Below are 13,299 nucleotides of genomic sequence, written 5' to 3'. Positions count from 1 at the left end.
GCCATGGCGCTGCGCGCCATGCAAGCGAGCCAGGTCGCTGCGCTCCCTGGCCGTCCCCCCGCTTCGCGGGGGATGGCCGGTTCGCTTCGCTCACCGTCAACTGCGGGGAATCGGGCCCGCGTTGCGGGCCCGGGCCGGCCTTCGGCCGGCCTGTGGCTTCCGCTGCGCTGCAGCCACTTCGGGCGGGCTGCGCTTCGCGCAGTCCGCCTGCGGGCCTGTCGGCCCGAGCAGCAGCGAGGCTACTCCCAGGAGCCGCCGTGGATGTTGAGGGCGGCTCTGCAGCTGAAATCGGTGTCGATCGGCACTTCCCACCGGTCAGCGGACTCTTGTAGGGCTCTTCTTACTTCTTCGTGGGGGCGGCCCCAATGGGTGCGGGAGACTTCCTCCCACACGGTCCGGATCTTCATTGCCTGCTCGACTAGGCTTAGAAGATCTGCTTCCGGTGAAGATTTCTCCATCTCGCTCTCCCTTCAAACAGCTGTTCTGGTCTCTCGGGTGTCCTCTCAGCGGGGCGTGCCGATCGGTGGTTGCGAGCCGGAGTGTAGTGGCGTCCGGGATGCGGCAGAAGTGGTTCTGTTCAGGTTCCTCAAGGCGTGTGTTTCATTTTATTGATCGGATAGACTCTGGAATCGGAGCGCACCTCTCCAGGATGCTCGGGAGAAGGTGTAGATCCGCCGAATGGGCTTTGTCGGTGCTCGGCGAGGCCGCGCAGCGAGTGTCAGTCCAACCGGGGCTCTTATTGTCCGTCTACGTGACGGCTTCCTACGCTCCGATCGACCGTATGGCATCCAGGAGAAGGCAGGCGCAATGTCGACCACGCACCGCGCCGATCAGCGGGGGGCCGCCCAGCGGGAAGCCATTGACGCGGTCCTGCGTGCGCTCGAGTTGCCTGCCGGCTCGCTGGTGCCCGAACGAGGGCTTCGCACGCAGGTGATCATGGCGACCGGGTCCGGGAAGACCCGGGTGGCGGTCCGCAGCGCGGAGGAGCTCCATGCGGGCCGTGTGTTGGTGCTCGTGCCTTCGCTGGACCTGCTCGCCCAGACCGAGACCGCGTGGCGTGAGGGAGGCCGGCGGGGGCCGGTGATCGGGGTGTCCTCGCTCCGTGGTGAGGAGGCGTCCTTCCCCCACACCACGGACGTGGACGAGGTGGTGGAGTGGACGAGGGGTCTGGAGAAGGTGACCGTGTACGCCACGTACGCCAGCCTCGGACTCGGCACGCTGGAGCGGGCGCACGCCGCGGGCCTGGCGGCCTGGGACCTGATCGTCGTGGACGAAGCCCACCGCGTTTCGGGCCGGATCGGGAAGCCGTGGGCGGTCGTCCACGACAATCAGAAGATTCCCTCCCTGCGCCGTCTCTACATGACCGCCACGCCCCGGTTGTGGCAGCTCGGGGACGAGGACGAGACCGGCGCGCCGGGCGAGCTGGTCGCGAGCATGGACGATAATCCGGACGGGCCGTTCGGTGGCCGGTGCTTCACGCTGACGCTCTCGGAGGCCATCGACCGGGGTATCTGTGCCCCCTACCAGGTCGTATGCGTGGACGTCACTGACACCGCGCTCCAGGCTGTGCAGCTCCTGGGCGCGGAGGGCCGGTCGGTAGAGGTGCGCGGGGCGCGGCTCGCCGCTCTGCAGACCGCCCTGGTGAAGGCGTCGGCACAGGAAGGGTTCTGCCGCACGCTGGTCTTCCACCACCTGGTGAAGGAGGCCGAAGCGTTCGCGGCCGGCCTCCCCCAAATCGCCGCGCAGCTGCACGCATCCGACCCCGAGCTGTACCCGGCCACGATCTGGGCCAACTGGCTGTGCGGGGATCACAAGCCGCTCCACCGCCGCCGGCTTCTTGGAGAGTTCGCCGCCGGGATCGCTACGGACGGCACCGTGGTGGAGAAGTGCTTCCTGTGCTCGGTGAAGGTGCTGGGCGAGGGTGTCGACACCAAGCACTGTGACTCCGTGTATTGGGCGGATGTGCGCGGGTCTATGCCCGACCTGGTCCAGGCGGTGGGGCGGGCGCTGCGGATGCAGCCGGGCGAGGGCAAGGTGGCTTCGCTCGTGGTGCCGGTGCTGCTCGGACCGGGCGAGAGCGCGGACAGCATGCTCACCAGCCGGGCGTTCGGCGGGCTGGCCAAGCTGCTGGAGGCGCTGCGGGCGCACGATGCCCGGATCGTGGAGACCCTCGCGGAGCAGCAGGCACCAAGTGCCTACAAGCCTGCGGTGCAGGACGAGAGAGGGATGAGCAGGGCGGGGAGCGGCGAAGGGTCTGACGGCGTGAGTGCCCCCGCGAAGGCCCTGCTGAAGTTTTCCACGCCCCGCGATCCCGCTGCCCTGGCTGCGTTCATCAACCTGCGCGTCCTCAATCCGGAACACGAGCACTGGCGGCGCGGCGTGGAAGCGGCCGTCATCTACGCCCGCGAGCGCGGCGACCTGAAGGTGCCGTTCACGTTCCGCGTGCCCGCCGTCGACGACCAGGAGGCGAAGGGCGAGGGGTGGCCGGCCTCGCTCGCGGGGTTCCCGCTGGGGCAGTGGACCGCTGATGCGCGCCGGTCCTACGCCCGCGGGGACATGGACCAGGACCGCGTTGCCCAGCTGGAGAAGCTCGGCATGATCTGGTCCCACTTCGACGTCGCGTGGCAGGAGGGACTTGCCGCCGCGCGCGGGTGGGCCGCCGAGAACGGGCACCTCCTGGCGCCGCTGGGCGCCACCTTCCAGGGCGCAGCGGTGGGCATCTGGCTGAAGAACGCGCGGGCCGCCGCCCGCAAAGCGCAGGACAACGAGCGACGGCGCGCGCAGGGGCTGCCGGTTCAGTCGTCGGCCGGGGCGCTGTCAGAGACGCGGCGCGAGCAGCTGGAGGACATCGACGCATCCTGGTGCCCGTCATGGCCCGTGGCGTGGCAACGGTGCTTCCACCTGGTGCGGCTGCACCTGAACGCGGGCCAGGCGCTGCCCATCGCAGCGGGCGAGGTCCTGCGTCAGGGCGAGGACCTGGGGCGGTGGGTGACGTCGGTGCGGGACAAGTGGGACCAACTCACCAGCGTGCAGCAGTGGATGTGCGAACACGTCCTCGGGATCGAGCCTGCGCCCGAGGAGGAGAAGCCGAAGCGGCCCCGTACGCAGGCCGACAAGTGGACCGCCCACCTTGGTGCGGCCCGGCAGTTCTTCGAGCGCGAGGGCCACCTCAAGGTCCCCCGCAAGCATGTCGAGACCGTGCTCTCCGAGGACGGCCGAGAGGACCAGTACCGCCTCGGGGCGTGGGTCAGCAACCAGCGGAGCCGGGCCGCCGCGCTGACCTCGGAGCGGATGGGGCAGCTGTCCGAGGTCGGGATGCGGTGGTCCTGATGATGGACGTCGTCGTCACCGCGGCCGCCACACTCGCGGCCAGTTAACTGCTCGGGGGCTGCGTCCCTGGCGGCGTACGGGCGACTGGGCGACCGACCAGGTCCGCTTCACCGGAGCGTGGGGCCGAGGCGGCACCGTGCGGCAGGCTCTCGTCGTCCTGGTCCACGTCGTCACCGCGCCGCGCACCAGCTGGCGCATCGGCACACCGGCACACCGGCATCGTCTGGCCCGAAGGCCCGCATCAGCGATGCTGACGCGGGCCTTCGGCGTGGCGCAGGCATGCTCAACGCCGTCGGGGTCAGTCGTCGTCGGGGGCGGTCGGCGAAGGCGGTGCGGTCCGGTTCAGGAGGCGTTCACGGTGGCTGCGCCGGTCTCTCCACCACTCCAGGCGGTCGCGAGAATTCTGGGGAAGTGCGGCCTGCAGGATCAAGGTGAGGGCACCGGGCAGCGAGGCGGCCAGGAGGATCCACCAGGGCGCGCCAGATGCGGAGAGCGCGACGGGCGGTGCGGACGAGGCGAGGCCGGCCCCGAGCAGGGACGTGGTGTTGGGGGCGGGCATGTGGGCCTCCTGACGCTGATTGGAGGGCCCAACGTGACAGTTGCTGCGATAGTCCATTCGAGGTCTTCGGCGTCGTCGCAGGTCGCTGCCGATTAACCACGGACAACCGGCGTATTGGCGCCGGACAAAGCGAACGGGGGCAGGCCATGGCACGGCCGTTAGGACCGCCGAAGGGCCGTACGGCCGCGGCGAACACGTTCGCCATGTGGCTGCGCACGATCATCGGCGACAAGACGGGAGCCGACCTCGAGGAGCGGTTCCACTACAAGAGCTCCGCCTGGTCCGACTACCGCCAGGGCAGGACCCTCATCTCCGAGGAGTTGCTGCGCACGCTCGTCGAGACGTACGTCAGCGGACCGGGTGAACAGGCGGAGGAGTTAGCCACCGGCAAGCGGCTGCTGGATGCGGCGCGGGAGGCCGCACAGCTCCTGGACGCCCCGCCCGGACAGCGCTCCGCGCCGCCGGCGGGCCGCAGCGAGGGCCGGGTCGACCTCGTCGATGCCCTGGTACGCCTCGACAACGCCCGGCAGTTGCAGATCGACGCGATCCAGAAACTCGCCGATTCCGAGCGCACCCGCGACCACTTCGAGCGCATCGCGGCCGCCCTGCAGGAGAGGTGCGACCTCCTGGAGGCCGAACTCAAAACGGTCCGCATCCAAGCCCGCGAGGAAGCCCGCACCGAGCTGCGCAGAGAACTCGACCTGTCGGTCGAATACCGGCGCCAGGCCGACGAGAAGCTCGCGCAGGCCCGACGGACCGAAGAGCACGCCCGCACCCTGCAGGCCACCGCCACCCAGAACGTGACCCGGGAGCGCATCGTGCTGCGCGAGGCCGAACAAGACGAGGCATCCGAGACCGAAGAGGAGCTGCCCGCCCCGGTGGTGTCCATCGCCGAGGAGCTGGGACTGCTGCCCCTGGACCTGATACCCGATCTAATGCGGGTCGGCCAGGAACGGCTCGACGACCAGGACCAGGAACTGGCTGCACTCGACGAGAAGATCGGTCTCAGCACGACAGAGGGCGATGACGGACACGAGAGCGAGGAGAGCGGCGGCACGGTCCTCCAAGGCGAGGTGGCCCGTGACTCCTCATCCGCGAGCGCACCAGCCACAAAAGAACAGGGGGACGTCCACGCCGACGCAGCGGACCAGCCGGATCCGGGAGTTGTCCGCGGAGAACAACCGGAGAACCCGGAGAACTCTGTGACCAGCAACGATCCTGCATCAGGTTCTCCGGACAACGACGATGGGACGACCGGAGAACCGGCCGACCTGCGACAGGACGAAATCCTTCTCGGCCTCCTCGCGGACGCCATCACATGGACCTTGTTCGGCGAGGCCCTGCGCCACCTGCACACCCGGGCAGGGACCGAAGCTCCCTCTCTCACCATCCTGGCCGCGGTCGTACGCGGCGATGGCAACGAGGGAGGCACCACAACCATGCTTGAGCAGCGAGTCGAGAGCTGGCTCAAGGGGGAGCCGATGTACTCGCACCACTTGAGCCGGTTGGTACGGAGCATGGGGGCGAGCAATCTGGAGGCCGAGGCGTTCCTCCTGGCCCGCGAGCGCATTGTCGCCGCCGAGAATGAACAGACGCAGCACCCTCAACCGGCGAACATCTCCGGACTCAGGAGAAAGACGGCCTGGACCATCGCTCTCGTGACGTCCCTGCTGATGGGCGGGCCCACGGCCGCCTGGACGGCCGGTGTGCAGGCGCACCCCGGAATCTCCGTCTGGCAACTGATCCTTTACGCGATCGGCACCTTGGTCGCCTTCTGCCTGGTGGGATTCCTTGGCGTCGGGATGATCATCACTGCGCTGGGGGTGGAAGGCTCAGCGGCCGAGGACGCTCCTGCGACCTTCATCTTGATTGTCGGGCTTCTGGCTGGCCTTGCTGGTCTCGTCGCGCCGTGGGTCATCGGTACGGACGTCCTCGGCCACTGGCTCGCCGACCAGGTCGGGCTGCTCCCCGCACCGTCCGGGAAGCACGGCTGACCCGGGTAGCCGTGAGAGGAGGGCGTGCTCCCCACCCGCGTGCAGCGTCAGCGCCCGCAGTGCGGGCACCGTGTGCTCGCACTGCGCCCTCGGGTGGCGATGGGTTCGCCCATCTCGCGCAGGCGCCCCGGTGGTAGAAGACGGTCGAGGTCGAGAGGCCGACCGCTTCCGCGAGTTCGCGTATGGAGGGCTCCTCGCCGTACTTGGCGACGTACGCACGCGAACTGCGCAGGATCCGGGTCTGACTGTCCGCGATCATCACGAGTTTTCCCCCAGCGCTCCGGTGCGGGCCAGCTCCTTCAGCGCGACCCGGGCCGCGGGCGTGCCCGCCGGACTCTCCCAATAGGGGTGCGAGGCGATCCTGCGGGACAACTGCAGCAGGCGCCGGCGCTGTGCCGCCGAGCCGGTCGACTGTGCCTCGGCGGCGAGCTCGGCGTAGGTGCGATACCAGTGGGTCTGGGCCTCCAGGAGGTCCGCGGGGAACGGGTGCGAGGTCATACATTGATTGCAACACCTGTTCGAATTTGAGGTCAAAGAGACGCGCGGGACCCGACTACTCGGCGCCTTCCTCGGTCTCCGGGGGCAGCGGGGATGCGTCGCCGTACAGGTAGGCCCACACCCCCTCCTCCCCCGGCACTCGGTACGGAGCCGAAGGGCCGGTGAGATTCCGGCCGGAGACCAGGGACCAGGCCACGGCGAGGGTCGTCTCCTCGTCGGCCGACTGCACGGTGATGCGGGCGAGGCCGGGCTGGGACAGATACGCGGGGCGGGGGCTCATACCCGGGCGGACGCAAGGATCCCGTGCCACGGTTCGGGAAACGGTGCGGAGTTCACCCTCTGGTGTAGCGCTGCTGGTCAGGGTTAGTCGGAACCCACGTAGGAAGGGTGCGGTTCCTGGTCCATCAAGTGATCACGAGCAGCATGATCCACATTACCGAGGCCAGGATCGGCAGCCCGTAGACCATGAAGGGCCACGTTCTAAGCCCCGGCTCTCGGCACGCCGCTTCAGTCTCGGCAACGTCAGGAAACCTGTCGATGACGCGCTGCTGGATCGCAGTGCAGAACTTGAGATGCCGATGCCCAACGAAGAGCCATGTCAGGGTCAATGCGATCCCGAACGCTGCCATGACACGTGCTGGTGTGTTCATCCCGTCTGGTTTTGCGATGGTGCTGTAGGCCACGGCAAGCAGCGACTGAGCGATGAGAAACAAGTTGCCCCGCTGGAAAAGCAGGATCTCTTCATGGAGCACGTGTCCCCATAAGCGGGCGTCAGCTGCTTTCTCTTGCTCTGGGTTCGTGTGGCCGTCCGGTGCCATGCCGCAGACGTACCCACTGCGTGATCGGAGGTATCGCTTCCGCTGCGCCTGAGGCACCGCACGACTGGGTCCGCTGAGTAAACGACTCGATTGAATGAGAGCGGTCACCGGTTGATCCTCCCGGCCTCCCCGGTCCCAACCAAGGGTCTCGCATTGCAGATAACTCCCCTGTTATCTGCAGTCCGTGGCTCTCCGACCAGCAGGAACGTCCCCGCCGCACTGCGCGAAGAGGACCTGTTATCTGTGGCAAGGAGATCCGTGGCAACCGTCGTCCCCCTCAAGACCGGCTCCACAGCGGCGACGGTGCGCACCGCCGCCGACCGTTACCTCGACTCCCTCACCGTGGCGAACACCCGCCGGGCCTACACCACGACGCTCGGCAAGGTCGTCCCCGAGCTCGGCGAGGGCCGGCCGCTGACGGCCGTCGCCGACGACGAGGTCGGCCAGGCGCTCGAACAGCTCTGGGGCACCGCGGCCGCCAGCACCTGGAACTCCCGCCGTGGCGCGGTCGGCGGCTGGCTCTCCTGGTGCCACGAGGCGGGCCTGCAGCCGCCGCACATCCCGGCCTGGTGCAAGCGGATGCCCGACCCCGCCTCCGAGACTCCGGTCCGCTCCAAGACCGCCATCGACCGCCTGGTCGCGCGGCGCGATGTCGACCTGCGCGAGAAGACCACCTACCGGATGCTCTACGAGACCTGCGCCCGCGCCGACGAACTGCTCGGCATCAACATCGACGACCTCAACCTCACCGCCCGCCAGGCCCCGGTGAAGGCCAAGGGCGCCAAGGCCGTACGCCGGCGAGGCCAGGCCCGCGAGGACTACGCCACCGAGACGATCTACTGGGACGCCGGCACCGCCCGCCTCCTCCCCCGCCTGATCGGCGCACGCAACCGCGGCCCGCTGCTCGTCACCCACCGCAAGCCCGGCCCCGGCAAACTCCTCACCCCGCGCGACGTCTGCCCCGACACCAGCCTGGCCCGCCTCTCCTACGGCCAACTGCGCGCCCTGCTCGACCGGCACACCTGCGTCGGCGGCGAGGAAGGCACCGGCAGGGACCCCCACGAGTTCCGCCACTCCGGGCTGACTCACCTCGGCGAACAGGGCGTCTCCCTGCTGCTGTTCATGGCGAAGTCCCGCCACAAGTCGGTCAGCGCAGCCCGGAAGTACTTCAAGCCCGGCGCGGCCGCCCTCGCCGAAGTCACCAGCCTGCTCGCCCCCAGCGACAGAAGCCGCTGAACCACACCTCCTTGCCGGCAGGCCTGGCAAGAAGGTGTGGGCCGTCGACAAGTTCCGGCAGAGCTCCTCATTCGCGCCGACCCGCGGCTCTGATCTGTGCCCTTTTACGAGACGTAGCGGGCGAGGAAGCGATGTGATTCCAGGGTGTCGGGGTGGTCGGCGCCCAGGACGCGGGTCAGGTCGGTGATGAGGTCGGTGTACAGCTGGACGGTCTGCTCCCGGCCTCCGGTCTGCCCGACGTAGAAGGCGTGCTGGCGGCGTGCTTGCAGGGTGTAGGGGTGGTCGGGGCCGAGGGCACGGGTCAGTTCAGGGATGAGGTCGGTGTACAGCTGGACGGCCTGCTCCCGGCCTCTGGTCTGCCCGACGTTGAGGGCGTGATGGACGCGTGCTTGCAGGGTGTTGCGGTTGTCGGCGCCGAGGACGCGGGTCAGTTCAGGGATGAGGTCGGTGAACAGCCGCACGGCCAGCTCCCGGCCTCCGGTCTCCCCGATGTTGAAGGCGTGCTGGCGGCGTGCTTCCAGGGTGTTGCGGTTGTCGGCGCCGAGGACGCGGGTCAGGCGGGGGATGAGGTCGGTGTACAGATGGACGGCCTGCTCCCGGCCTCCGGTCTGCCCGACGTAGAAGGCGTGCTGGAGGCGTGCGGTCAGGGTGTTGGGGTGGTCGGCGCCGAGGATGCGGGTCAGGTCGGTGATGAGTCCGGTGAACAGCCGCACGGCCTGCTCCCGGCCTCTGATCTGCCCGACGTAGAAGGCGTGCACGCGGCGTGCGGTCAGGGTGTCGGGGTGGTCGGCGCCGAGGATGCGGGTCAGTTCAGGGATGAGGTCGGTGTACAGCTGGACGGCCTGCTCCCGGTCTCCGGTCTGCCCGACGTTGAGGGCGTGATGGAGGTGTGCTTGCAGGGTGTTGGGGTGGTCGGGGCCGAGGGCGTAGGTCAGTTCAGGGATGAGGTCGGTGTACAGCTGGACGGCCTGCTCCCGGTCTCCGGTCTCCCCGATGTTGAAGGCGTGCTGGCGGCGTGTATCCAGGGTGCCAATTGGGCTGTCGGCGAGTGCGAAGGTGACCCGCCAGTCCTCGTCTGGGTTGTCTGGTGGCTTGTCCTGGACAACCTCGGCACTGGTCTCGTTGAGTTGGCTGGTCACGCGGGTCAGAGCGTCGTTGTCTTCGTCGTTGACCGCGCTGGCCCGGGCGAGGACGGCGTCGATGTCGTCGCCGTCTGGATCTGCTGATCTGGGCTGCTGGAACGACTCCTCGTACAGGGTGGGCAGCGTGTCGAGGGGTGAGGCGGGGTCACCGGCGCGCAGTCGGTCAAGTTCGTCGGTGAGCTGGCGCAGTTGGTCCGTTACGCGCACTGCGAGTTCCTCGGCCTGGCGCTGTTTTTCCTCCGCGCGCTGGAGTTCGGCGTGGGCGCGTTTCTCCTGCTCTTCGGCGCGGGCGAGCTTGCGCTCAGCGTTTTCCAGGGCCTCGCTGCGCGGCTGGGTGCGCAGCTGGTCGCGTTCCTGGGTGAGGTCGGCGACCCGACGGTCCAGTTGGCGGATCATGTTGATCAGGACCATGACGAGCTTGTCGGAGTTGTTCTTTGCCCGCTCGACCTCCGCCTGCTGCTCCAGCGAGCGGGTCAGCCGGTCATAGGTCTCCAGCTGGCGGACCTGCGCGGCGGCGAGCTCCACCGCATACGCCGGACCAGACGCGGCAGGCGTTCCGGGGACGGTGCGAGGGGCGGGGCGCAGCGCCTTCTCCCGCAGGGCCAGTGCTTCTTCCCGGCGGCGCTCACGCAGCTCGGCGCGGACCGTTGACTTGATCAGGGCGGCGATGAACGTCTCGGTGGGGACTTTCCCGGCGAGGTAGACGCCGGTCTGCGCCTTGCTCACGTGGATCTCGGCGCCGAGAGCGGCGAGGGTCTTGCCGCTCGCGTCCACGTGGCCGCGCAGTACGACGGCGAGCTGCCGGGCCGCGGGGTTCTCGGCGCGGATCGGGCCCCACGGCCTGCCACCGCCGGCTTTCGATGTCACGCGAGCCCCCGCCCCGGGGCTGTGTCTTGTCCGGGCTGTCCTGGACAAAAGGCCCCTGGTCCGGAACTTACCTGCGTTGTCCGGCCCCTGACTCCCAGACGACCCAATCGATCCGCACAGTCACCTCCCATCAGCCGCCGGACGCACCGTCCCCGCAGCCCCCAATGGGGAGGCCCGCCATGCACGACACCCTCAACACCGTCATCGAAGCGCTCAACGCCCTGACCGCGCTCGCCCAACTCGCCCTCGAACTCCACCGCGCCCGCAAGACCCAGCGCGACGACAGCGACCAGCACCACGAAGACTGACCGTCACCGGACCCTCTCCCCGAGGCCTCCCCGTCCCCAGCGACTACTGACCTCAAGACGCGACGAAGCCCCGGACCTCTAGGTCCGGGGCTGCACGTGCGTCAGCGCCCAGTGCTGTCCGGGCTGTCGAGTAAGGGCTTCGCATAGGCGACGGCTTCGTCAGGGTGCGTGGCCGTGCGGAGCTTGACCCACGCGGCGTTGTGATCGATGCCCGTCAAACGGGAAAGCCGCCTGGCCTGCCAGGAAGTGATGGGAGAGAAGATCCAGCGACGCTTGGCGAGTTGATTCATGCGGCGATCCATACCCTCACCACACGCCACCGACCGTCAGCCGTCGGACCGGCGTACCCGGTCATCTACCGATAGACCAACCGGTCCATCGATCGATCCTCGTGCAGATCGATACTGCGAAGCAGCGATCCCTACGTAGATCCCTATCGAGCTGTATTGCTACCTCCCTGCCTACTCGATCTCCGCAGGTTGCTCAGCGATCACCGGGATCGGTCGCGGGCGGGGATGCGCGGCTGAGGTGTTCACGGTGGCGGCGCCGATCGCGCCACCACTCAAGGCGGTCCTGGGAGTTCTGCGGGAAGACCGACTGCAGCATCAGAGCCATGGCGCCGGGCAGGGTCGCGACCAGGAGAGCCCACCAAGGTGCTCCGGAGACGGCAAGGGCCGCGGGCGGCACGGAAGACGCTGCGCTGATGCCCAGCAGAGCTGTGGCGCGATGGCGTTGAGGCATGACGACGTCCAAAGAAGAGATCTCTGGACAGGTCAGGAGCTCCATCTTCACCGATGGCGACACATGGCGCGGCAGGTTTGGCCAATTCAGGCGGACGGCATCCCCGTCGCTCGCTGGAAAGCAGCCCCGGCGCGGGGGTCTGCGTCTTCGCTCAGCCATCTCCACCCATGCTGAGTAGTTCAAGCACGGCAGGACGTCCTCGAAGTGACGTCCTCTCGGTGGCATGACTGGTCTGGCTGCCTGGTGCGATACCCCCAGCGCGCCTGCGGCTCTTCCCAGCGGCCTGTGTCGTGTGTACGCAGATGCGGCAGGCGGTTGTTGCGAATAGGCGCGCTGCCGTACTCTGTATACGGAGGCGTCGTTTCGACGGATGGGAGTGGTGGTGGCTGAGTCTGCAGGGTCCCCTACTGTCCGCCCCTGGCCGGTCGTGGAGTGGAGGGATGTCCTCAGTGCCTACACGCCAACGGATCCGCCGACAGAGGCGCGTCTGCGTACGTTGCGTCGCAATGCCATCGTTTCGGAGGGCGTCCAGGGTCTGCTCAAAGCTCACACGGGCCGCTTCAGTGGAAAGCTGTCCCTCTTTTGCGAGCTGAACCTTGACGCGGCTGTGTTGTCACGCCGCGGACTGGCCGATCTCGCAGGGCAGTACCGTGCCGCAGCCAGCGGCCTGGAGGAGGGCCTGCAGCGGCTGCTTGTCGAGCACAGCGTGCAGATAGCCGAACTCATCCGCCCCACCGAACCCCGCAGGCGTGAAGCCTGGCGGGTTCTGGCGCAGTTCAGCGAGGCAGTCGCCGCGGCCCGCGAGCACCTTCAACCGGTCCCTGGCGAGGATGCCGTGCCAGGAATCCTTGAGGCGCGCATGGGGCAGTGGGTGCGCTTCGTCGCTTCCACCGGAACAGGCCGCTACGACGTGCCCTGGCAGATGGTCCGCTCCGCGGACCTCTCGGTCGGTGATCCCGCCGTCCTCTTCCGCGAGCTGCTGCCCAATGGCAACGCGGTCCTGCGTCTGCAGGCCGGCCTCGACATGAGCCAGGCCGAGCAGGCCGATGAGGGCGACGAAGCGCTGCACCCTCTCGAGGCGCGGGCGTTGCGTCGTTCCCAGTCGCCTGCCGCCAGAAAAGCTCTCCTGGCCTCTCTGGAGGAAGAGGAGCCGCTGGTGAGGCGGGTGCTGGGGTGAGCGATGTCCGGTGGCATCCTGCGACCCGAGCGGACCGGCAGGCGCTGCAGCACTTCACCTGTTGTCCCGACACCGACCATCCGCGCAAGGACGCCTGCGAGCAGCCCTGGGCCCACGAGGTCCAGGGCTATCTGCGTCAGCATGCGCTGCCCTGGTGTCTGCGCAACCCTCCGGCGCGTGACCAGCGGCTGCTTCTGCTGGAAGACGGGCCTGCGCTGGTGGGGGCTGCTGTGCACGCGCTGACCGATGAGGACGACCCGCAGGGGGTGCGTGATCGGGCCATCGTCGTCTACGCCGTCGCGCTTGCTTATCAGGGCAAGGAGCTCTCCGACGGGGGGCGAGCTTCCCATGCCGTGTTGGACGCGGTGGTCGAGGACGCCGTCTCCCGCCACGAAGAGGGTGCCTTCATCGTCCTGAATGCCCTGGTGGATCCGTCCAACGTTTCCTCCAGCGCCTGTCTGCGCAGGTACGGGCTACTCCCCCGCGGGCGCGACGAATCCGGAGAGTTCATCCTCCACAGCGGCAGAATCAGCTGAGCCACAACCCCACCCTGCAGCTGGGCGTGGGAGGGCATGAGGACCACGGCCCACCGGGGGCCTCTCCCTGTCCGAGCGTGCGCCTCTGCCTCA

13 protein-coding genes are annotated in these 13,299 nt (G+C 68.3%); 6 read left to right on the top strand and 7 right to left on the bottom strand.

Features of this window, described 5'->3' with window-relative positions; genetic code table 11:
* The first annotated feature begins 807 nt into the window (after positions 1 to 807).
* Positions 808 to 3,330: a DEAD/DEAH box helicase gene (locus tag OG707_RS42400; protein ID WP_329112861.1), complete on the top strand. Its 2,523-nt coding sequence runs from the start codon at positions 808 to 810 to the stop codon at positions 3,328 to 3,330.
* Between the two features lie 298 nt (positions 3,331 to 3,628).
* Here the strand turns inward: OG707_RS42400 and OG707_RS42395 are convergent, their stop codons facing one another.
* Positions 3,629 to 3,889, bottom strand: coding sequence for a hypothetical protein (locus OG707_RS42395; protein ID WP_329112863.1), 261 nt, complete (start codon positions 3,887 to 3,889; stop codon positions 3,629 to 3,631).
* A 146-nt stretch (positions 3,890 to 4,035) separates the two neighbouring features.
* Here OG707_RS42395 and OG707_RS42390 point away from each other — a divergent pair, with 146 nt between their 5' ends.
* Positions 4,036 to 5,883, top strand: a complete 1,848-nt coding sequence (locus OG707_RS42390; RefSeq protein WP_329112865.1) for a hypothetical protein — start codon at positions 4,036 to 4,038, stop codon at positions 5,881 to 5,883.
* 258 nt (positions 5,884 to 6,141) lie between these two features.
* On the opposite strand, the gene OG707_RS42385 is transcribed toward OG707_RS42390, so the two are convergent.
* From OG707_RS42385 to OG707_RS42375, 3 genes are all read right to left on the bottom strand, one after another.
* Positions 6,142 to 6,381: a hypothetical protein gene (locus tag OG707_RS42385; protein ID WP_329112867.1), complete on the bottom strand. Its 240-nt coding sequence runs from the start codon at positions 6,379 to 6,381 to the stop codon at positions 6,142 to 6,144.
* 55 nt (positions 6,382 to 6,436) lie between these two features.
* Positions 6,437 to 6,661, bottom strand: a complete 225-nt coding sequence (locus OG707_RS42380; RefSeq protein WP_329112869.1) for a DUF6207 family protein — start codon at positions 6,659 to 6,661, stop codon at positions 6,437 to 6,439.
* Between the two features lie 124 nt (positions 6,662 to 6,785).
* Positions 6,786 to 7,199, bottom strand: a complete 414-nt coding sequence (locus OG707_RS42375) for a hypothetical protein (protein WP_329112871.1) — start codon at positions 7,197 to 7,199, stop codon at positions 6,786 to 6,788.
* A gap of 258 nt (positions 7,200 to 7,457) precedes the next feature.
* On the opposite strand from OG707_RS42375, the gene OG707_RS42370 reads away from it, so the two are divergent.
* Positions 7,458 to 8,435, top strand: coding sequence for a tyrosine-type recombinase/integrase (locus OG707_RS42370; RefSeq protein WP_329112873.1), 978 nt, complete (start codon positions 7,458 to 7,460; stop codon positions 8,433 to 8,435).
* Positions 8,436 to 8,539: 104 nt separating this feature from the next.
* On the opposite strand, the gene OG707_RS42365 is transcribed toward OG707_RS42370, so the two are convergent.
* The gene (locus OG707_RS42365) at positions 8,540 to 10,444 is read right to left on the bottom strand and encodes a hypothetical protein (RefSeq protein WP_329112875.1); all 1,905 of its coding nucleotides are present in this window, start codon (positions 10,442 to 10,444) and stop codon (positions 8,540 to 8,542) included.
* A 179-nt stretch (positions 10,445 to 10,623) separates the two neighbouring features.
* Here OG707_RS42365 and OG707_RS42360 point away from each other — a divergent pair, with 179 nt between their 5' ends.
* Positions 10,624 to 10,752 carry a hypothetical protein gene (locus OG707_RS42360; RefSeq protein WP_329112877.1) on the top strand — a complete coding sequence of 43 codons (129 nt, stop codon included), beginning with the start codon at positions 10,624 to 10,626 and terminating at the stop codon, positions 10,750 to 10,752.
* 101 nt (positions 10,753 to 10,853) lie between these two features.
* On the opposite strand, the gene OG707_RS42355 is transcribed toward OG707_RS42360, so the two are convergent.
* Both OG707_RS42355 and OG707_RS42350 read right to left on the bottom strand, forming a co-directional pair.
* Positions 10,854 to 11,042: a hypothetical protein gene (locus OG707_RS42355; RefSeq protein WP_329112879.1), complete on the bottom strand. Its 189-nt coding sequence runs from the start codon at positions 11,040 to 11,042 to the stop codon at positions 10,854 to 10,856.
* Positions 11,043 to 11,235: 193 nt separating this feature from the next.
* The gene (locus tag OG707_RS42350; protein ID WP_329112881.1) at positions 11,236 to 11,493 is read right to left on the bottom strand and encodes a hypothetical protein; all 258 of its coding nucleotides are present in this window, start codon (positions 11,491 to 11,493) and stop codon (positions 11,236 to 11,238) included.
* 496 nt (positions 11,494 to 11,989) lie between these two features.
* Here OG707_RS42350 and OG707_RS42345 point away from each other — a divergent pair, with 496 nt between their 5' ends.
* A complete protein-coding gene (locus OG707_RS42345) occupies positions 11,990 to 12,670 on the top strand; it encodes a hypothetical protein (RefSeq protein WP_329112883.1) in 681 nt (226 codons plus the stop codon).
* Positions 12,667 to 13,206 carry a hypothetical protein gene (locus OG707_RS42340; RefSeq protein ID WP_329112885.1) on the top strand — a complete coding sequence of 180 codons (540 nt, stop codon included), beginning with the start codon at positions 12,667 to 12,669 and terminating at the stop codon, positions 13,204 to 13,206. Before OG707_RS42345 ends, OG707_RS42340 begins: the two co-directional genes overlap by 4 nt.
* Positions 13,207 to 13,299 lie beyond the last annotated feature (93 nt).

Origin of the sequence: Streptomyces sp. NBC_01465 (genome assembly GCF_036227325.1) — a bacterium.
Lineage (GTDB): Bacteria > Actinomycetota > Actinomycetes > Streptomycetales > Streptomycetaceae > Streptomyces.
This window is presented reverse-complemented; position numbering and strand designations above follow the sequence as displayed.